The organism is Rhodovulum sp. YNF3179, from assembly GCF_050586465.1.
Taxonomy (GTDB): domain Bacteria; phylum Pseudomonadota; class Alphaproteobacteria; order Rhodobacterales; family Rhodobacteraceae; genus CAJXYS01.
Window position 1 is genome coordinate 70,180 of sequence record NZ_JBOCEG010000006.1, and the last position, 20,486, is coordinate 90,665.

A 20,486-nucleotide genomic window follows, 5' to 3' on the forward strand; every position below is an offset into this window, starting at 1 on the left:
GCCAGAGGCGGGGATCGAACCGCCCCCATGACGGAGACCCGCTTGACCGAGACCGCATCCACCCCCGCCGCCCCCGGCTTCGGCGCGGCGCTGCGCGTCTGGGCGCGGATCGGGGTGCTGTCCTTTGGCGGGCCGGCCGGCCAGATCGCCCTGATGCACCGCGAGGTGGTGGAGGAACGCGGCTGGCTCGGCGAGGACGAGTTCCTGAACGCGCTCTCCTTCTCGATGCTGCTGCCGGGCCCCGAGGCGATGCAACTCGCGACCTATGCGGGCTGGCGGCTGCACGGCGTGGCCGGCGGCCTCGCGGCGGGGCTGCTCTTCGTGCTGCCGGGCGCGGCGGTGGTGCTCGCGCTGGCGGCGCTCTATGCCGCGATCGGCGCGGTTCCGCTGGTTCAGGCGCTTTTCCTCGGGGTGAAGGCGGCGGTGGTCGTCATCGTGATCGAGGCGCTGCTGAAGGTCGCGCGCCGCGCGCTGAAGGAGCCCGACCGCTGGATGATCGCGGCGCTGGCTTTCGTCGCGATCTTCTTTCTCTCCGCGCCGTTTCCGCTGATCGTGGCGCTGGCGGCGCTTTACGGCCTGCTGCGGGGCGGCGATGCCGGGCCCGCAGCCCCGCCGGTGACGCGGCCGCTCTCGCGCACGCTCGGCACGATCCTGCTGTGGCTCGCGGTCTGGTGGGCGCCGCTCGCGGTGCTCTGGCTGGCGGCCCCCGGCAGCCTGCTGGTCGAAATCGGGCTCTTCTTCTCGAAACTCGCGGTCGTGACTTTCGGCGGGGCCTACGCGGTGCTGGCCTACATGGCCCAGGACGTGGTCAACGCGCAGGGCTGGCTGACCGCGGGCGAGATGATGGACGGGCTGGGGCTGGCCGAGACGACGCCCGGCCCGCTGATCCTGGTGACCGAGTTCGTGGGCTTCCTCGCGGCAGAGAAGGCCGGCGGCCTCGCGCTGGGCCTGGCCGGGGCGGCGGTGACCCTCTGGATGACCTTCGCGCCCTGTTTCCTGTGGATCTTCGCCGGGGCGCCCTATGTCGCCGTGATCGCCACGCGGCCGCGGCTCAAGGCGGCGCTTTCGGCGATCACCGCGGCCGTCGTCGGGGTGATCCTCAACCTGTCGATCTGGTTCGCGCTGCACGTCTTTTTCGGCGAGGTGACCGCCCGCGCCGCCGGGCCGTTCACCCTCTGGACGCCGGACTGGGCGACGCTGGATCCCGGTGCGGTTCTGCTGGCGCTGGTCGCCGGGGTGCTGTTGCTGTGGCTACGCCTCGGGCTGATCGCGGTGCTCGGCATCTCGGCCCTGCTGGGGGTGGCATGGGCCCTGATCGCGGGCTGAGATCATCCCGGTTTTGCGGTTGACTCGGGGTCTGAGACGTATAAAAGGCGAGGCTCAGATTTCACGGGGCGGCACCGCGTCAGAACGCTTGGTCCGCCGAAGGAGACAGACATGGCGAAGCCGACCACGATCAAGATCCGCCTGAACTCCACGGCAGGCACCGGCCACTTTTACGTGACCAAGAAAAACGCACGCACCATGACCGAGAAGATGTCGATCAAGAAATACGATCCGGTCGCGCGCAAGCACGTCGAGTACAAGGAAGGCAAGATCAAGTAAGCCTTCCCTGACCGAGAGACGGACGGGCCGCGCTGGATCGCCAGCGCGGCCCTTTTCTTTTCCGGAGCCTGCCCGATGCCTGCCACCTTGACGCTGCGACCTGCCTCGCCCGCCGATATCGCCCGGATCGACGTTCTGCTGGCGCGGTCCTATCCCAAGCTGCTGAAAGCCGACTATCCGCCCTCGGTCCTGGTGACGGCGTTGCCGCTGATTTCCCGGGCCAGCCCGTCGCTGGTGGCCTCGGGGCGGTACTACCTGGCCGAGGACGCCGAGGGCCGGCTGCTGGGCGCGGGTGGCTGGAGCCTCAAGGCGCCCGGCGGGGGCGGCGTGACGCCGGGCACCGCCCATATGCGGCACGTGGCGACCGATCCCGCGGCCCTGCGCCGGGGCGTCGGGCGGGCGCTGATGGACGAGATCGCGGCCGCGGCCGGTCGGGCCGGGGCAGAGCGGCTCGACTGCCTGTCGACCCGGACGGCGGTGGCGTTCTACCGGGCGATGGGCTTCGATACGCTGGGCGCCGTGGAGGTCACGCTCCGCCCCGGGATCGTCTTCCCGGCGGTGCGGATGCTGCGCGCGCTGTCATAAAAAAGGGGCCGGCGCTGTGCCGGCCCCGAGATGCACCTTTGTCTGCTGCGCCGCGCGCCGCGTCACTCCTGCGTCGCGCCGAGGAAGTGCAGCAGGAACATGAACATGTTCAGGAAGTCGAGATAGAGGCGCAGCGCACCCATGATCGCCGACTTGCCGAGCCATTCCTGGTCGCCATGAGCGGCGTGCTGGATGTACTCGTTCTTGATGCTCTGCGTGTCGTAGGCCGTCAGGCCGGCGAAGATCAGAACACCGAGCGCCGATACCGCGAACATCACCGCCTCGGACTGGAGGAAGAGGTTCACGATGGACGCCACGATAAGGCCGATCACGCCCATGATCAGGAACGAGCCCCAGCCGCTGATGTCCTTCTTGGTCGTGTAGCCGTAGAGGCTGAGACCGGCGAAGGCGATCGCGGTGACCAGGAAGGTCTGGGCGATGGAGATGCCCGTGTAGATCGCGAAGATCGAACTGATCGACAGCCCCATCAGGGCTGCGAAGCCCCAGAACACGGCCTGCGCGGTGGCGGCCGACAGGCGATTGATCATCGCGCTGAAGGCAAAAACGACGATAAGCGGGGCGAAGATCACCAGCCACTTGATCGGGGAACCGAAGATCGCCGCGAGCATCGCCTCGTTGGTGCCGACCGCATAGGCAACGCCCCCGGTGATGAGCATGGCCACGGACATCAGCCCGTAGACCTTGTTCATATAGGCCCGCAGGCCCTCGTCGATCTGAGCAGTCCGGGCGCCGACGCCCTCGCGCCGGATCGTCTCGAACTCAGCCATTGCTTTCCTCTCCTTACTTGACCCATCGGCTTCCGCGGGGGATCGCGGAGACCTTGGAACAAATATCGGCAAGCATGGCCAAGTTTTCAAGCTTAACCGGTGCGGCAAATGCCCATTTTTAGCGGTGCGCGGGCACGTCCCAGATCGGGCGGCGGATTTCCCGGTGCACGTCGCGCTCGGTCAGGCCGATATCCTTGAGCGCCGCAGCATCGAGCGCGGCGAGCGCCCGGCGCTGGCGCCAGGTGGCGTGGATGCTGCGCAGCGTGTCGACAAGCGACCGGCGCCGCAGGGGGCGGGACTGTGTGAAGGTGTGGCTGTGAAGGGTCATGGCCGGTTCCGCGATATGTCTCAAACGTGATGGGTCAGAAGGTTTGCATCAGGATGCTTGATGTATCTGGCAGTTTGTGGTCCATATGTGAAATGAATGTTTTTGGTCCCATTCATCAGGATTCGTGATATGGCGCGCAATCTCGACATGACCTCGCTCCGCTCTTTCGTCACCGTCGCCGAGGCAGGCGGCGTGACCCGGGCCGCGAGCTTTCTCAACCTGACGCAATCGGCGGTCTCGATGCAGCTCAAGCGGCTGGAAGAGGCCCTCGATCAGAAGCTGCTCGACCGCAGCGCGCGGCGGATCGCGCTGACCGCGGCGGGCGAACAGCTGCTCAGCTACGGCAAGCGCATCCTTGACCTGAACGACGAGGCCTATGCGCGCCTGACCCATCACGAGTTCGAGGGCGAGATGGTGCTCGGCGTGCCGGACGACATCGTCTATCCCTACATCCCGCGGGTCCTGCAGCGCTTCGCGGCCGAGTACCCGCGCGTCAAGGTGCACCTGATCTCGTCCTACACGCGGCGTCTGAAAGACATGTTCGGGCGCGGCGAATGCGACGTGATCCTGACCACCGAGGAAGGCTGCGACAGCGGCGGCGAAACGCTGGACCGCCGGCCGCTCGTCTGGATGGGTGCGCCGGAGGGCGTCGCCTGGAAGGCGCGGCCGCTTCGGCTGGCCTTCGAGCATGGCTGCATCTTCCGCCGCACCGCCGAGGCGTCGCTCGATGCCGCGGGCATCCCCTGGGAAATGGCCGTCGAATCGGACCGGAGCCGGTCCGTCGAGGCAAGCGTGACCGCCGACCTGGCGGTCCATGCGGGCGTGGCGGGAACGACGCCGCCCTATATCGAGGTGATCGAGCATGGCGGCGCGCTGCCCGACCTCGGCCAGACACGGATCAACCTCTATGGCGGCGGCCTGCGCGGCGAGGGGCTGCGCCAGGCGCTGGCGGGCATGGTGCGCCAGGCCTACACCCAGGGCTGAGCCGCCGGGCGGCTCAGGGCGCCACGACGACCTTGCCGGTGGATTTCCGCGCGCGCAGCAACTCCAGCGCCTCGCCCGCACGGGCGAGCGGCAGGACATGGCTCACATGGGGGCGCAGCTTTCCCTCGGCATACCAGCCCATGAGCTCCGCCAGGCTTTCGGTCAGGACGTCGGGGCGGAATCTCAGGTAGCCGCCCCAGTAGAGCCCGATCACCGTCAGGTTCTTGACCAGCAGGATATTGGCCGGGATCTGCGGCACGTCACCGCTGGCGAAGCCCATGGGAATGAGCCGTGCCTCGGGGTTGCAGGCCCGGAGCGCGGCCTTGAACTGGTCCCCGCCGACCGGGTCGTAGACCACGTCGGCGCCCCCCAGCGCCTTGACCGCCGCGCGGATGTCGTCGCGGTCGCTGTCGATCAGGTGATCGGCGCCGGCCTTGGCGGCGACCTTCAGCTTCTCGGCGCCCCGCGCCACGGCGATGACGCGCGCGCCCATCAGCTTGCCAAGCTCCACCGCCGTCAGCCCCACGCCGCCGGCGGCCCCCAGCACCAGCAGCGTTTCGCCCGCCGCCAGGCGGGCCCGGTGCGCAAGCGCCACGTGGCCGGTCCCATAGGCCACCTGGAAGGCGGCGGCGTCTTCGAAGGGCATGGGGTCGGGCAGGGGAACGCAGCGCGCGGCCGGGAAGCAGCCCATCTCTGCCAGCCCGCCCTGGCCCGAGAAGACCGCGACCCGCGTGCCGATGGCGGGCCGATCGACCCCGTCGCCCTGCGCCTCGACCGTGCCGGCGATCTCCATGCCCGGCACGAAGGGCAGCGGCGGCGTGTCCTGGTAGCGCCCCTCGATCATCAGAAGATCGGCGAAGTTCAGCCCGCAGGCGGCGATCCGGACCAGCACCTCGCCGGGGCCCGGGCGCGGTGCGGGGCGGTCCGCCAGCGCGGGCGGCACGGCATGGTCGCTTGCCAGGAAAACCTGCATGTCTTCGTCGTCTCCGTCGTTTCGCGCCGAGCCTATCCCGTGCCCGCGGCCGGGCCAAGCGCCGCCCGGGGACAGCCGCGCCGGATAGGCCTCGCTTTATGCGGGCAAAGCGTTTACCATTTGATCAGTATACGTTGCATTTTCCCGGGCATCCTGCGATTTATGCAAGTTGCGTAACGTGGTGCCCCGTGCGCGTCCGTCTCGGGGCGTATCTGGCAAGTTGGCGGAGTCTGCCATGACGAACGAAAAACAAGCACAACCGGGCTTTCGCCGCTCTCGCGCAGTCACTCGGGCGCAGGCAGGGCCAAAGGTGGAGGATATCGCATGAAGCACCCCGTGGACGTACATGTCGGCAAGCGTATTCGGCACCGGCGCTGGATGGTCGGGATGACCCAGCAGCAGCTCGCCGAGCGCGTCGGCATCAAGTTCCAGCAGATCCAGAAATACGAGACCGGGATGAACCGGGTCAGCGCCTCGCGCCTCTGGGATATCGCGCATGCGCTCGAGGTGCCCGTCAGCTTCTTCTTCGAAGGGCTCGGCGAAGAGGCCGAGGCCGGCACGGCGGAAATCTCGAAACCCGCGGCCGGCGGCCAGCAGGGGGATCTCCTTGCCGACAAGGAGGCGCTGGAACTGGTCCGTTCCTATTACGCGATCCCGGAAAACCAGCGGCGCCGGCTGTTCGACCTGGCGCGCGTGCTCAGCGACGTCGCCTGAGCGCCACCGAGAGTTGACGGCCCCGCCGGGTCATGGAATTGGGGGGACGAGCCCAGGCATGCCGGCGGGTCCGCGATGAATCCTTTCGATGAAACCGAACGCGCGGCGGTGATCGCCACCGCCCACGCCCTGGCCGACGCGGCCCGGCCAGAGACCCTGCGCCATTTTCGCAGCGCCGCGCTGGAGGCCGACAACAAGCATGCCAGCGGCTTCGACCCGGTGACCGCCGCCGACCGCGAGGCCGAGTCGCGCATGCGCGCGCTGCTGGCCGAACACCGGCCGCGTGACGGCATCCTTGGCGAGGAGTTCGGAGCCTCCGGGGGCGACAGCGGCCTGACCTGGGTTCTGGACCCGATCGACGGCACGCGCGCCTTCATCAGCGGCACGCCGACCTGGGGTGTCCTGGTCGCGCTGAGCGGGGTGGACGGGCCGCTCTACGGCGTGATCGACCAGCCCTTTATCGGCGAGCGCTTCGCGGGCGGGCTCGGCGAGGCCTGGACGAACGGCCCGCAGGGCCGCCACCCCCTTGCGACGCGCGCGACCACCGAGCTGTCGCGGGCCACGCTCTTCACCACCTTTCCCGAGATCGGCAGCGCCGCCGAGGCACACGCCTTCCACGACCTGGCCGGCCGGGTGCGCCTGACCCGCTACGGGATCGACTGCTACGCCTACGCGCTGCTCGCGCTGGGTCAGGTGGACCTCGTGGTCGAGGCCGGTCTGCAACCCTACGATATCCACGCGCCGATCGCCGTGATCGAGGCCGCGGGCGGCCTGGTGACGGACTGGCAGGGCGGGCCGGCGCATCAGGGGGGCAGGGTGCTCGCGGCCGCGAACCCCGCGATCCACGCCGCCGCGCTCGCGGTGTTGTCGCGCGCCGGAGCCTAGCCGCCCGTTCCGAAAAACGCGTCGAGCGCAGCGAAGATACGCCGCCGGATCGCGGGCGTTTCCATCAGCACCTCGTGCTGTCCGCCGGCCAGGGTCTCCAGCCGGCCGCCGGGCCAGCTTGCCATCCGCCGCCGGACGGCCGGGATGCTGACGATCTTCTCGTCGCTGCCGATCCAGGTGAGCGCCGGCACCGCCGGCGCGGGCAGGCGGGCCATGATCGCCACCTCGCGCAGCGCCTCGTTGAGCCAGTGCAGCGTCGGCCCCCCGATCACCATGTCCGGATGCGCCGCCATCTGCGCGCGCATGTAGTCCCACATCTCGCGGTCCGAGGTCAGGGTATTGCCCTCGAAGGCGCTGGAGAACACGTAGTTCCGCGCCTCGGTGCCGGGCACCAGCCGGTCGCTCAGCCCGAGCGGCCGGCTCAGCCCGCTGACCGCCCAGGCGACGGGGCGCATCGGCGGCGCGATCTCGATGCCCCACATCGGCCCGGTGAAGGCCGCGCGGTCCACCGCGAGGCCCTCGCGCAGCGCCCGGAGCCCGATGCACCCGCCCATGGAATGGGCGAGCAGGTACCAGGGTTTCGGCAGGCCGGCGGCCTCGGCGGCGCGCACCAGGGCCCGCACGTCGCGCTGGTAGTCCCTGAAACGGTGCACGTGCCCCGGGCCCGGGTCGTCGATGAGACGGTCGGCCATCCCCTGTCCGCGCCAGTCGACCGTGGCCGTCGCGAAGCCGAGCGCGCCGAGCGCACCCGCCGCGCGGCCGTATTTCTCGATGAACTCCGTGCGCCCCGGGAAGATCAGCACCGTGCCGCGCGGGCCGTCGGGCCAGAACCCCGCGCGGATCTGCACACCGTCCTCGGTGCGCAGCCAGTAGGCCGCGCCGCCCGGGGGGGCGTCGGCGACCGCCTCGTGCAGCGGCGCCGGGTCCATCGCCTAGCCGAGCAGGCTGCCGAGGCGCATGGCGGTGCCCATGTCCCCGTCGACCGACAGCTTGCCGCTCATGAAGGCGGTGGTCGGGTTCAGCTCGCCGTCGAGAATCGCCTCGAAGGTCTCGGCATCGGCGCTGAGCGTGCAGTCAGCCTCGCCGCTGCCCTCGCGGACGCCGTCCTGGTCGATGATCAGCGCCCCCTCGTCCGCGATCTCGAATTTCACGCTGCCATCGAAGCCGTCGCCCAGGCGCTCTTCCAGGGCGGCCTTCGCGGTCTCGATCACCTTGCTCATCTCCGTCCTCCAAAATCCTCGTGACCCGGGTCGCATTTCTCGCGGCGGGCGCTACACTCTATGACGTTATGAAACGAATGCGCCGCATTGCCAATCTTGTCGTCGCGGCAATCCTGCTGGCCGCCGGGCTCGTCCTGCTGCCGCCGGCCGCCGCCGCCCAGACCGAAGAGCTCGATCCGCTCTTCGAGACGCTGGCCTCGCCCGATCTCGAGGACTGGCAATCCGTAGAGGACGAGATCATTCGCCACTGGTCCCGATCGGGCTCGTCGGCGATGGACCTGCTTCTGCAGCGCGGGACCGAGGCCATGGAAGCCGGCGACTTCGACACGGCGCTCGAGCACCTGACCGCCCTGACCGATCACGCCCCGGATTTCGCCGAGGGCTGGAACACCCGCGCCACGGTTCTGTTCCAGAAGGAACGTTACGGGCTCGCGATCGAGGACATCAAGCGCACCCTGGCGCTCAACCCGCGCCATTTCGGGGCCCTGTCGGGGCTGGGCATCATCATGGAAGAACTGGGCGAAGACGAGATCGCGCTCGGCGCCTTCCGGGCCGCGGTCTCTATACATCCGCATCGTCCCAACCTAAATGAGGCCCTGAAGCGGCTGGAGCGCAAGGTTCTCGGCCGGACACTCTGAGGCGGCGCAGGGGGCGCGGCACCATGGGCCCGAGCAACGCCAGGATCACCGCGGTCCTGGGCCCCACCAACACAGGCAAGACCCACTACGCGATCGAGCGGATGCTGGGCCATCGCACCGGCGTGATCGGCCTGCCGCTGCGCCTGCTGGCGCGCGAGGTCTACGATCGCATCGTCGCGATTCGGGGCCCGTCGGTCGTGGCGCTGGTGACCGGCGAGGAACGCATCGTGCCCGAACGCACCCAGTACTGGGTTTGCACCGTCGAGGCCATGCCGACCGGCATCGGTGCCGATTTCCTGGCGGTGGACGAGATCCAGCTTTGTGCCGATCCCGAGCGCGGCCACGTGTTCACCGACCGGCTGCTTCGCGCGCGCGGGCAGCTCGAAACGGTCTTCCTCGGCGCCGACACCATGCGCCCGACCATCGCCGCGCTGGTGCCCGAGGCCGAATTCATGCGGCGCGAGCGCTTCTCGACGCTCTCCTACGCGGGGCCCAAGAAGATCAGCCGGATGAAGCCGCGGTCGGCCATCGTCGGCTTCTCGGTGGAAAACGTCTATGCCATCGCCGAGTTGATCCGCCGCCAGAAGGGCGGCGCCGCGGTGGTGATGGGGGCGCTCAGCCCCCGCACCCGGAACGCGCAGGTGGCGCTCTACCAGAACGGGGACGTGGATTACCTCGTCGCGACCGATGCCATCGGCATGGGGCTCAACCTCGATATCGACCACGTGGCCTTTTCCGGGCTCGAGAAATTCGACGGCCGCCGCATGCGCCATCTCGCGCCGAACGAACTGGCGCAGATCGCCGGGCGCGCGGGGCGGCACATGAACGCGGGCACCTTCGGCGTGACGGGCGAGGCGGCGGCGCTGGACCAGCCGGTGGTCGACGCGATCGAGAGCCACCGCTTCACGCCGCTCCGCCGGCTTCAGTGGCGCAGCGCGGCCCTCGATTTCGGGTCGACCGACAGGCTCGTCGCGTCGCTCGAGCAGAACAGCGACGACCCCATGCTGACCCGCACCCGCGAGGCCGACGATCTCGCCGCGCTGAAGGCGTTGACCGATCACCCCGATGTCGCGCCGCGGCTGTCGGGGCCGCGGGACGTGCGGCTGCTGTGGGAGGTCTGCCAGGTGCCGGATTTCCGCAACATCTCCGCGGGTGAGCATGCCACGCTTCTCGCCCGGCTCTTCGGGTTCCTGCATGACGGCGGCGCGGTTCCCGACGACTGGCTCGCCGGGCAGATTCGCCGCATCGACCGGACCGACGGCGATATCGACACATTGTCGAAACGTCTGGCATATATCCGAACATGGACCTTCGTGACCCAGCGCAGCGGCTGGGTCTCGGACGAAAACCATTGGCGCGGGGAAACCCGCGCGGTAGAAGACCGCCTGTCCGACGCGCTCCACGCGCGCCTGACCCAGAGATTCGTCGACCGGCGCACCAGCGTGCTGATGCGCCGGTTGAAGCAAAAGGAGAGCCTTGTGGCAGAGGTGAACGACAAGGGCGAGGTGACGGTCGAGGGACAGTTCGTCGGCCGCCTCGAGGGGTTCCGGTTCCGCCAGGACCAAAGCGCGAGCGCCGACGAGGCCAAGACGCTGCGCGCGGCGTCGATCCAGGCGCTGCAGCCGGAATTCAACCTGCGTGCGGATCGCTTCTACAACGCCCCGGACACCGAGTTCGACTTCACCGAACAGGGCGGCCTGATGTGGGGCGAACATGCCATCGGCAAACTCGCAGCGGGCGACGACCCGCTGGCGCCCCGCGCCGTCGCCTTCGTCGACGACGAGGCCGGCCCGGACGTCGCCGAGAAGGTGCGCCGCCGGCTGCAGCATTTCATCGATCGCAAGATCGCCACGCTCTTCGAGCCGCTCCTCAACATGAAGCGCGACGAGGAGATGGCCGGGCTCGCACGCGGTTTCGCCTTCCGGATGGTCGAGTCCTTCGGCGTCATCCCGCGTGAGCGCGTCTCCGGCGAGGTCAAGGCGCTGGACCAGGACATGCGCGGCGCCTTGCGCAAACACGGGGTCCGCTTCGGTCAGTACACGGTCTTCATGCCGCTGCTGCTGAAACCCGCGCCGACGCGGCTGCGGCTCGTGCTCTGGTCGCTGTCCCAGGGGATCGACGATTTCCCGTCCGCACCACCGCCGGGGCTGGTCACGGTGCCTGCGGTCCCCGGTGCGCCCGCCGACTATTACCCGATGGCAGGCTACCGGCTCGCCGGCGCGCGCGCGATCCGCATAGACATGCTCGAACGGCTCGCGGACCTGCTGCGCCCTGAAAACAGCCGTGCCGGCTTCGAGGCTACGGCCGACATGCTGTCGATCACCGGCATGACGCTGGAACAGTTCGCCGATCTGATGGAAGGTCTCGGCTTCAAGGCCGAGAAGGGCGAGCGGCCGAAGGAGCGCCCGGCGCAGCCAGAGGCCCCGGCAGCCGGTGCCGCGTCGCCGGCCCCGGAAACGGACGCGCCCGCCGATGCACCCGCCGCCGACGCCGGGTCGGCCGCCGCGGCGGAGACCGCGGAGGAAGCGCCGACGGCCGTCACCGACGCGCCCGCGCCATCCGACGATACCGCGGCCGCGGACGCCGCCGACGCCGCGGCGCCCGAGACGCCCGCCGAGCCGGAGGTCGAGGTCTTCTACACCTTCACCTGGGCGCCGAAGCGCCGGGACGGCGGCGGCAAGCCGCGCCAGGGCCAGAAGCCCAGGGGCAAGGGCCGCAAGCCGCAACAGAAGGGGCCGCAGTCCTTCACGGCCAAGCCGAAGCCGAAGAAGGACAAGCCGATCGACCCGGATAATCCCTTCGCGGCGCTGGCGGCGCTCAAGGACAAGTCCTGATCCGGTTTGGCCGCGTCGCGTCCGACCCTGCGCGTGGACAAGTGGCTCTGGCAGGCGCGGTTTTTCAAGACCCGCGGCCTGGCCGCGAAAACGGTGGCCTCGGGACGGGTGCGCGCCAATTCCGACCGGCTCGCCAAGGCGAGCGCCCAGGTCGGGCCCGGGGATATCCTGACCTTTCCCCAGGGCCGGCGGATCCGTGTCGTCCGCGTTCTGGCGCTGGGAGAGCGGCGCGGCCCGGCGACCGAGGCCGCGGCGCTTTACGAGGACCTGACCCCGCCGGAAGAGACGACCCCGGCGCCTGCCGCGGGCGGCGATCGCAAGGGACGCCCGACCAAGAAAGAGCGTCGCGAGATCGATCGAATTCGCCCGCGCGCGCTTGATTGACCCGCACAACCGGAATAGGTAGCTGGTAACTGCCCGGCGGGGGCCGGGCCAACACCTGAAGAACGGCCACCCATGACCTATATCGTCAACGACAACTGCATCGCCTGCAAATACACCGACTGCGTCGAGGTTTGCCCCGTGGACTGCTTCTACGAGGGCGAGACCATGCTGGTGATCCATCCCGACGAGTGCATCGATTGCGGCGTCTGCGAGCCGGAATGCCCGGCCGACGCGATCCGTCCCGACACCGAGCCGGAGATGGAGAAATGGGTCGAGTTCAACCGCAAGTATTCCGAGATGTGGCCGGTGATCATCACCAAGAAGGATCCCCTGCCGGACGCCGAGAAGCATGACGGCGAAGAAGGCAAGCTGGAGAAATACTTCAGCGAGAACCCCGGCGAGGGGGGCTGAACGGCCGATTCGGGCGCCGCAGCGCGGCGCCGGGCCGAAAAACACGGTAGATCAGGCCGCGGCTGCACGCCCAATGGCCTGAAAACAAAGGCATTACCGCCTTCGCGGCGCCGCGGCACTGGAAAATGCGGCGTGTTTTTGTTATATTTGCGTTACAGATAAACTAGGACGCTGCCGCCATCCGCAGAACGCGAACCTGCGGGATGGCTTTATCATCGCCAAGCGAAGGATGTGCTGGACCGCCGCCGCGGCCACAGGCTCCCCTTCGCTGACTGCGTGGGAGCCCTGACCGGGAACTGGACCATATGAGCAAGAGCAAGAAGACCGCTGAATTTCGTCCCAACGATTACGTCGTGTACCCCGCCCATGGTGTCGGCCAGATCATGTCCATCGAGGAGCAGGAGATCGCCGGCATGAAAATGGAGCTGTTCGTCATCTCCTTCGAGAAGGACAAGATGACGCTCCGCGTGCCCACGAACCGCGCCACCGAAATCGGCATGCGCAGCCTGTCGACGCCGGACGTCGTGTCCAAGGCGCTCGATACCTTGAAGGGACGCGCCAAGGTCAAGCGCGCCATGTGGTCCCGTCGCGCGCAGGAATACGAACAGAAGATCAATTCCGGCGACCTGATTTCCATCGCCGAGGTGGTGCGCGACCTGCATCGCACCGACGAGCAGCGCGAACAGTCCTATTCCGAACGCCAGCTCTACGAGGCCGCGCTCGAACGGCTGACCCGCGAAGTGGCCGCCGTCAGCGGCATCGACGAGGTCAAGGCGCAGCAGCGCGTGGACGACGTGCTGGTCTCGCGCGCGGCCTGAACCGCCCGAGACAGACCCGGAAAACCGGCCGCGATCCCAGGGATCGCGGCCTTTTCATGCGCGGCCGCCGGGCGCATTTCCCGGAACCGGGCGCGGCCCCGGGCCGGGCTCAGCCGCGATAGGCGCTGCCCTCGCCGGGGGACTCGTCGCCCTCCGCCCCCTCGGTGTCCTGGAAGTCGCTCATCAGTTCGGTCTCGAGCTCGCGGTTCAATTCACGGGCGCGTTCCAGATAGGCCTCGTTTTCCGAAATCGGCACGTCCGGCTTCCAGAGCTGCGCCAGCTCGCGCAGGATATGGCGGTCCATCCTGAAGAAGGCGCGGAGCCGCTGGTGCGCCTCTTCCTCCTGGACACCCATGCCCTGCAGAACGTAGCGCCCGGCCCGGAGCGAGCTGTCGAACATCTCGCGCACGATGTCGTTGGCGCCGGCACGGTAGAGTTGATAGGTATGCACCCGGTCCTTGGCGCGGGCCACGATATGCAGGTCCGGGCGCTCGCGCCGGGCATATTCCACCAGCCGCAGCGCCGCCTTGGGATCGTCGAGCGCCACCACCAGCACCTTGGCGTTCTCGAGCCCGGCGGCGTGCAGCAGTTCCGGCCGGGTCGGGTCGCCGAAGAAGCCCTTGAACCCGAACCGCCGCATCAACTCGATCGTGTGAATGTCGTGATCGAGCACCGTCGCCTTGAAGCCGCTGGCGCTGACCATGCGGTTCACCACCTGCCCGAAGCGGCCGATCCCGGCGATGATGATCGGGCCGTGCTCGTCGATCTCGTCGGGCGGGCGCTCGGCGCGATCCTCGCGCAGGATACGCCCCAGCTGGTCCGACAGGATGAAGAGCAGCGGCGTCAGCAGCATGGACAGCGCGACGATCAGCAAGAGCCGCTGGGACAGCGCGTCCGGCAGCACGGCCTGCTGGCTCATGAAGCTGATCAGCACGAAGCCGAACTCCCCCGCCTGGGCGAGCCCGAGCGTGAACAGCCATCGGTCCTTGCCGCGCAGCTTGAACAGCACCGCCAGCACCAGCAGCACCGCGAGCTTCAGCGCCATCATGCCGAGCGTCAGCCCGACGATGGTGAAGACGTCGCCGAACAGCACGGCGAAATCGATGCTGGCGCCGACCGAGATGAAGAAGAGCCCCAGCAACAGGCCCTTGAAGGGCTCGATGTCCGACTCGAGTTCGTGGCGAAACTCCGAATTGGCCAGCACCACGCCGGCCAGGAACGTCCCCAGGGCCGGCGACAGGCCGACCAGCGTCATCAGGAAGGCGATGCCCAGCACGATCAGCAGCGCGACCGCGGTGAACATCTCGCGCAGCCGCGCGGCGGCGACGAAGTGGAACAGCGGACGTGTCAGGAAGTGCCCGGCCGCGATCACCGCGCCGACCGCGCCGAGGGTGACCAGCGTCACGCCCCAGCCCGGCAGGCCCTCGACCAGCGACATCTGGCTGCCATGCCCGTGCGCGTCTTCCGCCCCGTGATAGCCCCCGCCCGCCAGCTCCGGCAGCGCGAGCAGCGGCGCCAGCGCCAGCATCGGGATCACGGCGATATCCTGGGTCAGCAGCACCGAGAAGGTCGACCGCCCGCCCACGGTGTGCATCAGACCCTTTTCGGTCAGGGTCTGGATCACGATCGCGGTGGAGGACAGCGCGAAGACCAGCCCGGTCGCGACCGCCGTCTGCCATGGCAGGCCCAGCATCGACGCGCCCCAGGCCACGAGCCCCGTGGTCACGCCGATCTGCAGCCCGCCCAGGCCGATCAGCCGGTGGCGCATGTTCCACAGGCTCATGGGGTCCATTTCCAACCCGACGATGAACAGCATCAGCACCACGCCGAATTCCGCGAAATGGCGGATATCCGTCATCTCGGAGCCCACAAGCCCGATCACCGGGCCGATGATGACGCCCGCGATCAGGTAACCCAGCACCGAGCCCAGCCCAAAACGCTTGGCCAGCGGCACCGCGATCACCGCGGCGGCAAGGAAGATCGTGGCCTGGTGGAGAAAACCTTCCATTTGGACTCCTTCAGGTGGGCAGGGGAGAGTCGGGTTTCATCTGGTCCATCACGATCTGGCTCTGGACGCGGGCCACCGCCTCGTGCGGCAGCAGCACCTCGTGGATCAGGCGGTTGAGGGCCCCCAGGTCGGTGCAGAACACCCGCAGCAGGTAATCCGCCTCGCCGGTGAGCGTCCAGGCGCTGACGATCTCGGGGCGCGTGTCACAGAGCCGGGTGAAGGCGCGCGCCGCGTCCGGCGCGTGGGTCGCCATCGAGACCTGCACGAAGGCCTGCACGGCCAGGCCGACCTTCGGCGGGTCGAGCCGGGCGGTGTAGCCGGTGATGTATCCCTCGGCCTCGAGCCGCTGGCGCCGGCGTCCGGCCTGGCTCGACGACAGGTTCAGCACCTCGCCCAGTTCCTGGGCGGTGAGATGCGCGTCCTTCTGGAGCGCGCGCAGGAGCCGTGAGTCGATCTCGTCCAGCATGCGTGCATTGAATCCGCGAATTACGTAAAACCTACGCGAAATCCGCGCGTCCGACTAGGGTTTCAGGCCCGAAAACGCGCAAATTTCCGTTGGCGCCTGCGGCATTGTCCAAATTGAACGCGCAAACAGGAGGACACCCATGGGACCGTTCCCGCACGACGCCCCCAAGGCGACCATCACCGGGGAAAACCCGGCCGGTACCGACGGCTTCGAATTCGTCGAATTCGCCCATCCCGATCCGCAGCAGCTGCGGGATCTCTTCACGAAGATGGGCTACAAGCACACCGCCACGCACAAGACCAAAGCTGTCGAGCTGTGGCAGCAGGGCGATATCACCTACGTCCTGAACGCGGAGCCCGGAACCCATGCCGCCGCCTTCATCGAGGAACACGGCCCCTGTGCGCCGTCGATGGGCTGGCGCGTGGTCGATGCCGATCATGCCTTCCGCCATGCCGTCGACAACGGCGCCGAGCCCTACGAGGGCGCGGGCAAGGTCATGGACGTGCCCGCGATCAAGGGGATCGGCGGCAGCCTGATCTACTTCATCGACAAGTATTACGAGGCGAACCCCTACAACGCCGAGTTCGACTGGGTCGACAATGCCCACCCGGCCGGCGTCGGCTTCTACTACCTCGATCACCTGACCCACAACGTCCATAAGGGCAACATGGACAAGTGGTTCGGCTTTTACCGCGATATCTTCAATTTCAAGGAGATCCGCTTCTTCGACATCGAGGGCAAGTTCACCGGGCTCTTCAGCCGGGCGCTGACCTCGCCCGACGGCAAGATCCGCATCCCGATCAACGAGGATCGCGGCGAGACCGGGCAGATCGTGGAATACCTCAAGCGCTACAACGGCGAGGGCATCCAGCACATCGCCGTCGGCACCGAGGACATCTATTCCGCCACCGACGCCATCGCGGAACGCGGGCTGAAGTTCATGCCGGCGCCGCCGGACACCTATTACGAGATGAGCCATGACCGCGTGACGGGCCACGAAGAGCCGCTCGACAAGATGAAGAAGCACGGCATCCTGATCGACGGCGAAGGCGTCGTCGGCGGCGGCGAGACCCGGATCCTCCTGCAGATCTTCTCGAAGACGGTGATCGGGCCGATCTTCTTCGAGTTCATCCAGCGCAAGGGCGACGACGGGTTCGGCGAGGGCAACTTCAAGGCGCTCTTCGAGTCGATCGAACAGGACCAGATCGCGCGCGGCGTGCTCAAGACCGACACCGCCGCGGAATGATCGCGGCCCGGCGGCGCGTGCCCACGGGCGCGCGCCGTCAGCCGCCCGCGCCGTAGAACCGCAGCAACTCGCGCACGGTCTCGAGCGTGTCGATCTCGGCCACCGGCTTGTCGCGCCGCCAGCGCGCCATGCGCGGAAAGCGCAGCGCGACGCCCGATTTGTGACGCGGGCTTTCCTGTATCCCTTCGAAGGCGATCTCGAAGACCAGGTCCGGGCGGACCTGGCGCACCGGGCCGAACCGTTCCGTGGTGTTGCGCCGCACCCAGCGCGTGATCTCGCGGAACTCGGCATCGGTCAGGCCGGAATAGGCCTTGGTCACCGGCACCAGCGCGTCGCCGTCGCGGACGGCGAAGGTGAAGTCGGTGAACAGGTTCGCGCGCCGCCCGTGGCCGGACTGGGCGTAGATCATCACCACGTCCAGCGTCAGCGGGTCGAGCTTCCATTTCCACCAGTCGCCCTTCCGGCGGCCCGCGCCGTAGAGGCCCGCGCGATGCTTCAGCATCACGCCCTCCGCGCCGCGGTCGCGGGCGGTCGCGCGGGTCCCGGCCAGCGCGGCCCAGTCCGCGAAAGGCAGCTCCGGGGCCAGCCGAACCGGGCCGCCGCCGGGCAGGCCCGCCAGCAGCGCCTCCAGCGCCGCGCGCCGTTCGGCGAAGGGGCGGTCGCGCAGGTCGATGCCGTCCCGCTCCAGCAGGTCGTAGGCCAGCATCACCGCCGGCGCCTTGGTCATTTGGGCCCTGGTCACGGTCTTGCGCCCGATCCGGGTCTGAAGCGCCTGGAAGGGCAGGGGGCGGTCGCCCTTCCAGGGCAGGATCTCGCCGTCGAGCACCGTGCCGTCGGGCAGCCGGTCGCGGGTCTCGGCGAACTCGGGAAAGCGGTCGGTGATCAACTCCTCGCCGCGGGACCACAGGAAATGTGCGCCGCCGCGCCGGATCAGCTGGCCGCGGATGCCGTCCCATTTCCAGTCGGCGAACCAGTCGCCGGGATCGCCGAGCCGCTCGGGCGCGTCCTCGAGCGGGTAGGCAAGGTAGAAGGGATAGGGCCGCGACAGCGCCGCGGCCGGGTCTGCCGCGTGGATCAGCGCGTGGAAGCTGGTGGTGTCGGGGGTCCAGTCGCCCATCAGCCGGTGGGCGAGTTCCGCTTCCTCGATGCCGGTGGCGCGGGCCAGCGCGCGGGTCATCAGTTTCTGGCTCACGCCCATGCGGAACCCACCGGTCAGCAGCTTGTTGAAGACGAAGCGCTCGGTCGTCTCGAGCCGGTCCCAGGCATCCAGCACATGGGCGCGGCGGGCCGCCTCGTCCATCCCGCGCAACTCGGAGAGATACGCAATCCACGCGGTGAGCCCGGCATCGCTGCGGCGCGTGGGCGGGGGCAGCACGAGCGCGATGGTTTCGGCGAGATCCCCCACGATGGGGTAGCTTTCCTCGAAGAGCCAGAGCGGAATGCCCGCCGCTTGCGCCGCCCATTGGCGCAGAAGGGTCGTGGTCACCCCGCGTCGCGGCCGCCGCCCGGACAAGAGCGCGATGGTCCAGAGCCGGTCCGAGTCCGGCGCGGTCTCGAAATAGGCCGCCAGCGCCCCGACCTTGGCCGTGGTGCGCGTCGTCTGGTCGAGCCGCGTGAACAGGTCGGCGAAGGCCCTCATGCCTCGGCCTCGCCGCTGTCGATCTCTTCGCCGGTGAACTCGGTCTCGACGATCCGCGCGTCGTAGCCCTGTTCCGCCAGCCAGCGCGCGTAGATCGCGGTGTAGCCGTGCGTGACGTAGACCCGTTCGGCCCCCGTGGCCGCGATCGCGGCGTTGAGGCCGGCCCAGTCGGCGTGATCGCTGAGCACGAAGCCCCGGTCCGCGGCGCGCCGGCGGCGCACGCCCCGCAGCGCCATCCAGCCCGAGACCATCCCGGTCGAGGCCGGCCCCATCCGCCGCATCCACGCCGAGCCGAGCGCGCCGGGCGGCGCGATCACCAGCGCGCCGGCGAAATCCTTGCGCGTCATCGCGTCGGTCACCGGCGCGGTCTCGGGCAGGGCGAGTCCCTGTGCGCGCAGGAGCGCGTTGGTATTCTCCACCGCGCCATGGGTCAGGATGGGCCCGATCCCGGCATCGATATTGGCAAGCACCCGCTGCGCCTTGCCAAGCGCGTAGGCCCCCAGGACCGCGACCCGGCCCTCGGCGGCGGTCGCGCGCCACCAGGCCTCGATCTCGGCGACGACCTCGGCCTGCGGACGCCAGGTGAAGACCGGCAGCCCGAAGGTGCACTCGCTGATGAAGGCATGGCAGCGCAGCGGCGCGAAGGGCGTGCTGAGCCCGTCATCCTCGGGTTTGTAGTCGCCCGAGACGACCCAGACCTCGCCCCGGTGTTCGAGACGGATCTGCGCCGAACCCGGCACATGCCCCGCTGGGTGGAAGGAGACGGTGATCCCGTTGATATCGAGCGGTGCGCCGTAGCCGAGGGTGTCGAGGGCGACGTCGCCCAGCCGGTGGCGCAGCACCGGCGCGCTGCCCTCGGTGCAGAGATAGCGGCCATGGCCCGGCCGCGCGTGGTCGGCATGGGCATGGGTGATCAGCGCCCGGTCCACGGGGCGCCAGGGGTCGATGTGGAAATCGCCTGCCGGGCAGTAGATGCCCCGCTCGGTAAAGGCCAGCATATGTCTCTCCTCAGGGCAAACATAGGCCCGGCCGGGGCGGGGCCAAACCGCGGTTTCGGGCTTTCGCCCGGTCGCGGGCTCTGCTTCAATCGCGGCCAAGCAAGACAGGAGGAGACGATGAAATACCTGCGCTATGGCGAGGCGGGGGCGGAGAAGCCCGGCGTCTTGGACCGCGAGGGGCGGATCCGCGATCTCTCGGGGGTGATCCCGGACCTGTCTGGCGACGTGCTCGGCCGGCTCGATGCGCTCGACGTCGCGGTCGAGGATCGGCCGGCGGTCGAGGGGACGCCGCGGATCGGTCCCTGTGTCGCGGGGGTCGGCAAGTTCATGTGCATCGGTCTCAACTATTCCGACCATGCCGCCGAGGCGGGGATGGAGCCGCCGTCCGAACCCATCCTCTTCATGAAGGCGACCTCGGCGATCTGCGGGCCGAACGATCCCCTGCGCCTGCCGAAGGGGTCGGTCAAGACCGACTGGGAGGTGGAGCTGGGCGTGGTGATCGGCAAGCCGGCGAAATACATCTCCGAGGCCGAGGCGCTGGATCACGTGGCCGGCTATTGCGCGGTCAACGACGTGTCGGAACGGGCCTTCCAGATCGAGCGGGCGGGCCAGTGGACCAAGGGCAAGTCCTGCGACAGTTTCGGCCCGGTCGGCCCCTGGCTGGTGACGCCAGACGAGCTGGGTGACCCGCAGGCGGTCGATCTCTGGCTCGACCTGAACGGCCAGCGGATGCAGAGCGGCAACAGCGCCAGGATGATCTTCACCGTAGCCCAGATCATCGCCTATCTGAGCGATTTCATGACCCTCGCACCGGGTGATATCATCGCCACCGGCACGCCGCCGGGCGTCGGCATGGGGATGGACCCCAAGCGGTTCCTCAGGCCCGGGGACGTGGTCGAGCTGGGCGCCGACGGGCTGGGCGTGCAGCGCCAGGAGGTCGTGGCGGACTGAACGAGATCCCG

Annotated in this window: 22 protein-coding genes; 13 read left to right on the forward strand and 9 right to left on the reverse strand. The window is 68.7% G+C overall.

Features of this window, described 5'->3' with window-relative positions; all coding sequences use genetic code 11:
* Window positions 1-27 precede the first annotated feature (27 nt).
* From chrA to ACQ5SP_RS11980, 3 genes are all read left to right on the forward strand, one after another.
* Window positions 28-1,326, forward strand: coding sequence for a chromate efflux transporter (chrA, locus tag ACQ5SP_RS11970; protein ID WP_430938610.1), 1,299 nt, complete (start codon window positions 28-30; stop codon window positions 1,324-1,326).
* Between the two features lie 111 nt (window positions 1,327-1,437).
* Window positions 1,438-1,605, forward strand: coding sequence for a 50S ribosomal protein L33 (gene rpmG, locus ACQ5SP_RS11975; RefSeq protein WP_305971184.1), 168 nt, complete (start codon window positions 1,438-1,440; stop codon window positions 1,603-1,605).
* Between the two features lie 75 nt (window positions 1,606-1,680).
* A complete protein-coding gene (locus ACQ5SP_RS11980) occupies window positions 1,681-2,190 on the forward strand; it encodes a GNAT family N-acetyltransferase (protein WP_430938611.1) in 510 nt (169 codons plus the stop codon).
* Window positions 2,191-2,252: 62 nt separating this feature from the next.
* Here ACQ5SP_RS11980 and ACQ5SP_RS11985 read toward each other — a convergent pair whose 3' ends face one another.
* Window positions 2,253-2,978, reverse strand: coding sequence for a Bax inhibitor-1/YccA family protein (locus ACQ5SP_RS11985; protein ID WP_430938612.1), 726 nt, complete (start codon window positions 2,976-2,978; stop codon window positions 2,253-2,255).
* A gap of 118 nt (window positions 2,979-3,096) precedes the next feature.
* A complete protein-coding gene (locus ACQ5SP_RS11990; protein ID WP_430938613.1) occupies window positions 3,097-3,306 on the reverse strand; it encodes a DUF1127 domain-containing protein in 210 nt (69 codons plus the stop codon).
* A 129-nt stretch (window positions 3,307-3,435) separates the two neighbouring features.
* On the opposite strand from ACQ5SP_RS11990, the gene ACQ5SP_RS11995 reads away from it, so the two are divergent.
* Window positions 3,436-4,290 carry a LysR family transcriptional regulator gene (locus ACQ5SP_RS11995; protein ID WP_430938614.1) on the forward strand — a complete coding sequence of 285 codons (855 nt, stop codon included), beginning with the start codon at window positions 3,436-3,438 and terminating at the stop codon, window positions 4,288-4,290.
* A 13-nt stretch (window positions 4,291-4,303) separates the two neighbouring features.
* Here the strand turns inward: ACQ5SP_RS11995 and ACQ5SP_RS12000 are convergent, their stop codons facing one another.
* Window positions 4,304-5,263, reverse strand: coding sequence for an NADPH:quinone oxidoreductase family protein (locus tag ACQ5SP_RS12000; RefSeq protein WP_430938615.1), 960 nt, complete (start codon window positions 5,261-5,263; stop codon window positions 4,304-4,306).
* A 324-nt stretch (window positions 5,264-5,587) separates the two neighbouring features.
* Here ACQ5SP_RS12000 and ACQ5SP_RS12005 point away from each other — a divergent pair, with 324 nt between their 5' ends.
* Window positions 5,588-5,977: a helix-turn-helix domain-containing protein gene (locus ACQ5SP_RS12005; RefSeq protein ID WP_430938616.1), complete on the forward strand. Its 390-nt coding sequence runs from the start codon at window positions 5,588-5,590 to the stop codon at window positions 5,975-5,977.
* Window positions 5,978-6,052: 75 nt separating this feature from the next.
* Complete coding sequence (gene hisN, locus ACQ5SP_RS12010) at window positions 6,053-6,862, forward strand: histidinol-phosphatase (RefSeq protein WP_430938617.1); 810 nt, start codon at window positions 6,053-6,055, stop codon at window positions 6,860-6,862.
* Here hisN and ACQ5SP_RS12015 read toward each other — a convergent pair.
* On the reverse strand, window positions 6,859-7,791 hold the full coding sequence (locus ACQ5SP_RS12015; RefSeq protein ID WP_430938618.1) for an alpha/beta fold hydrolase: 933 nt from the start codon (window positions 7,789-7,791) through the stop codon (window positions 6,859-6,861). The genes hisN and ACQ5SP_RS12015 overlap by 4 nt on opposite strands.
* A 3-nt stretch (window positions 7,792-7,794) precedes the next feature.
* Complete coding sequence (locus ACQ5SP_RS12020) at window positions 7,795-8,082, reverse strand: SCP2 sterol-binding domain-containing protein (RefSeq protein ID WP_430938619.1); 288 nt, start codon at window positions 8,080-8,082, stop codon at window positions 7,795-7,797.
* Window positions 8,083-8,159: 77 nt separating this feature from the next.
* On the opposite strand from ACQ5SP_RS12020, the gene ACQ5SP_RS12025 reads away from it, so the two are divergent.
* The 5 genes from ACQ5SP_RS12025 (at window position 8,160) to ACQ5SP_RS12045 (ending at window position 13,167) form a co-directional block, all read left to right on the forward strand.
* The gene (locus tag ACQ5SP_RS12025; protein ID WP_430938620.1) at window positions 8,160-8,720 is read left to right on the forward strand and encodes a tetratricopeptide repeat protein; all 561 of its coding nucleotides are present in this window, start codon (window positions 8,160-8,162) and stop codon (window positions 8,718-8,720) included.
* A gap of 23 nt (window positions 8,721-8,743) precedes the next feature.
* A complete protein-coding gene (locus ACQ5SP_RS12030; protein WP_430938621.1) occupies window positions 8,744-11,554 on the forward strand; it encodes a helicase-related protein in 2,811 nt (936 codons plus the stop codon).
* A 6-nt stretch (window positions 11,555-11,560) separates the two neighbouring features.
* The gene (locus ACQ5SP_RS12035; RefSeq protein ID WP_430938622.1) at window positions 11,561-11,938 is read left to right on the forward strand and encodes an RNA-binding S4 domain-containing protein; all 378 of its coding nucleotides are present in this window, start codon (window positions 11,561-11,563) and stop codon (window positions 11,936-11,938) included.
* A gap of 72 nt (window positions 11,939-12,010) precedes the next feature.
* Window positions 12,011-12,349 carry a ferredoxin FdxA gene (fdxA, locus tag ACQ5SP_RS12040; RefSeq protein WP_430938623.1) on the forward strand — a complete coding sequence of 113 codons (339 nt, stop codon included), beginning with the start codon at window positions 12,011-12,013 and terminating at the stop codon, window positions 12,347-12,349.
* Window positions 12,350-12,654: 305 nt separating this feature from the next.
* Complete coding sequence (locus tag ACQ5SP_RS12045; RefSeq protein ID WP_430938624.1) at window positions 12,655-13,167, forward strand: CarD family transcriptional regulator; 513 nt, start codon at window positions 12,655-12,657, stop codon at window positions 13,165-13,167.
* A gap of 109 nt (window positions 13,168-13,276) precedes the next feature.
* Here ACQ5SP_RS12045 and ACQ5SP_RS12050 read toward each other — a convergent pair whose 3' ends face one another.
* Complete coding sequence (locus ACQ5SP_RS12050) at window positions 13,277-15,175, reverse strand: monovalent cation:proton antiporter-2 (CPA2) family protein (RefSeq protein ID WP_430938625.1); 1,899 nt, start codon at window positions 15,173-15,175, stop codon at window positions 13,277-13,279.
* A gap of 10 nt (window positions 15,176-15,185) precedes the next feature.
* Window positions 15,186-15,641 (reverse strand): Lrp/AsnC family transcriptional regulator, encoded by a 456-nt coding sequence (locus ACQ5SP_RS12055; protein ID WP_430938626.1) that lies wholly within the window; start codon window positions 15,639-15,641, stop codon window positions 15,186-15,188.
* Window positions 15,642-15,780: 139 nt separating this feature from the next.
* On the opposite strand from ACQ5SP_RS12055, the gene hppD reads away from it, so the two are divergent.
* Window positions 15,781-16,887, forward strand: a complete 1,107-nt coding sequence (hppD, locus tag ACQ5SP_RS12060) for a 4-hydroxyphenylpyruvate dioxygenase (RefSeq protein ID WP_430938627.1) — start codon at window positions 15,781-15,783, stop codon at window positions 16,885-16,887.
* A 37-nt stretch (window positions 16,888-16,924) separates the two neighbouring features.
* Here hppD and ACQ5SP_RS12065 read toward each other — a convergent pair whose 3' ends face one another.
* Window positions 16,925-18,526 carry an ATP-dependent DNA ligase gene (locus ACQ5SP_RS12065; RefSeq protein ID WP_430938628.1) on the reverse strand — a complete coding sequence of 534 codons (1,602 nt, stop codon included), beginning with the start codon at window positions 18,524-18,526 and terminating at the stop codon, window positions 16,925-16,927.
* Entirely contained in the window at window positions 18,523-19,524 is a 1,002-nt protein-coding gene (locus ACQ5SP_RS12070) for a ligase-associated DNA damage response exonuclease (RefSeq protein ID WP_430938629.1), read from the reverse strand. Before ACQ5SP_RS12070 ends, ACQ5SP_RS12065 begins: the two co-directional genes overlap by 4 nt.
* Before the next feature lie 117 nt (window positions 19,525-19,641).
* Here ACQ5SP_RS12070 and ACQ5SP_RS12075 point away from each other — a divergent pair, with 117 nt between their 5' ends.
* A complete protein-coding gene (locus ACQ5SP_RS12075; protein ID WP_430938630.1) occupies window positions 19,642-20,475 on the forward strand; it encodes a fumarylacetoacetate hydrolase family protein in 834 nt (277 codons plus the stop codon).
* The last annotated feature ends 11 nt before the right edge of the window (window positions 20,476-20,486 follow it).

What these genes read in the sequence shown, in the direction of transcription:
- ACQ5SP_RS12030 (WP_430938621.1), top strand. Translation starts at nt 8,744, where the DNA reads ATGGGCCCGAGCAACGCCAGGATCACCGCGGTCCTGGGCCCCACCAAC.
- ACQ5SP_RS12070 (WP_430938629.1), bottom strand. Translation starts at nt 19,524, where the DNA reads ATGCTGGCCTTTACCGAGCGGGGCATCTACTGCCCGGCAGGCGATTTC.
- ACQ5SP_RS12075 (WP_430938630.1), top strand. Translation starts at nt 19,642, where the DNA reads ATGAAATACCTGCGCTATGGCGAGGCGGGGGCGGAGAAGCCCGGCGTC.
- ACQ5SP_RS12025 (WP_430938620.1), top strand. Translation starts at nt 8,160, where the DNA reads ATGCGCCGCATTGCCAATCTTGTCGTCGCGGCAATCCTGCTGGCCGCC.
- ACQ5SP_RS11980 (WP_430938611.1), top strand. Translation starts at nt 1,681, where the DNA reads ATGCCTGCCACCTTGACGCTGCGACCTGCCTCGCCCGCCGATATCGCC.
- hisN (WP_430938617.1), top strand. Translation starts at nt 6,053, where the DNA reads ATGAATCCTTTCGATGAAACCGAACGCGCGGCGGTGATCGCCACCGCC.
- chrA (WP_430938610.1), top strand. Translation starts at nt 28, where the DNA reads ATGACGGAGACCCGCTTGACCGAGACCGCATCCACCCCCGCCGCCCCC.
- fdxA (WP_430938623.1), top strand. Translation starts at nt 12,011, where the DNA reads ATGACCTATATCGTCAACGACAACTGCATCGCCTGCAAATACACCGAC.
- ACQ5SP_RS12065 (WP_430938628.1), bottom strand. Translation starts at nt 18,526, where the DNA reads ATGAGGGCCTTCGCCGACCTGTTCACGCGGCTCGACCAGACGACGCGC.
- hppD (WP_430938627.1), top strand. Translation starts at nt 15,781, where the DNA reads ATGGGACCGTTCCCGCACGACGCCCCCAAGGCGACCATCACCGGGGAA.
- rpmG (WP_305971184.1), top strand. Translation starts at nt 1,438, where the DNA reads ATGGCGAAGCCGACCACGATCAAGATCCGCCTGAACTCCACGGCAGGC.
- ACQ5SP_RS11990 (WP_430938613.1), bottom strand. Translation starts at nt 3,306, where the DNA reads ATGACCCTTCACAGCCACACCTTCACACAGTCCCGCCCCCTGCGGCGC.
- ACQ5SP_RS12055 (WP_430938626.1), bottom strand. Translation starts at nt 15,641, where the DNA reads ATGCTGGACGAGATCGACTCACGGCTCCTGCGCGCGCTCCAGAAGGAC.
- ACQ5SP_RS12050 (WP_430938625.1), bottom strand. Translation starts at nt 15,175, where the DNA reads ATGGAAGGTTTTCTCCACCAGGCCACGATCTTCCTTGCCGCCGCGGTG.
- ACQ5SP_RS12015 (WP_430938618.1), bottom strand. Translation starts at nt 7,791, where the DNA reads ATGGACCCGGCGCCGCTGCACGAGGCGGTCGCCGACGCCCCCCCGGGC.
- ACQ5SP_RS11985 (WP_430938612.1), bottom strand. Translation starts at nt 2,978, where the DNA reads ATGGCTGAGTTCGAGACGATCCGGCGCGAGGGCGTCGGCGCCCGGACT.
- ACQ5SP_RS12020 (WP_430938619.1), bottom strand. Translation starts at nt 8,082, where the DNA reads ATGAGCAAGGTGATCGAGACCGCGAAGGCCGCCCTGGAAGAGCGCCTG.
- ACQ5SP_RS11995 (WP_430938614.1), top strand. Translation starts at nt 3,436, where the DNA reads ATGGCGCGCAATCTCGACATGACCTCGCTCCGCTCTTTCGTCACCGTC.
- ACQ5SP_RS12045 (WP_430938624.1), top strand. Translation starts at nt 12,655, where the DNA reads ATGAGCAAGAGCAAGAAGACCGCTGAATTTCGTCCCAACGATTACGTC.
- ACQ5SP_RS12000 (WP_430938615.1), bottom strand. Translation starts at nt 5,263, where the DNA reads ATGCAGGTTTTCCTGGCAAGCGACCATGCCGTGCCGCCCGCGCTGGCG.
- ACQ5SP_RS12005 (WP_430938616.1), top strand. Translation starts at nt 5,588, where the DNA reads ATGAAGCACCCCGTGGACGTACATGTCGGCAAGCGTATTCGGCACCGG.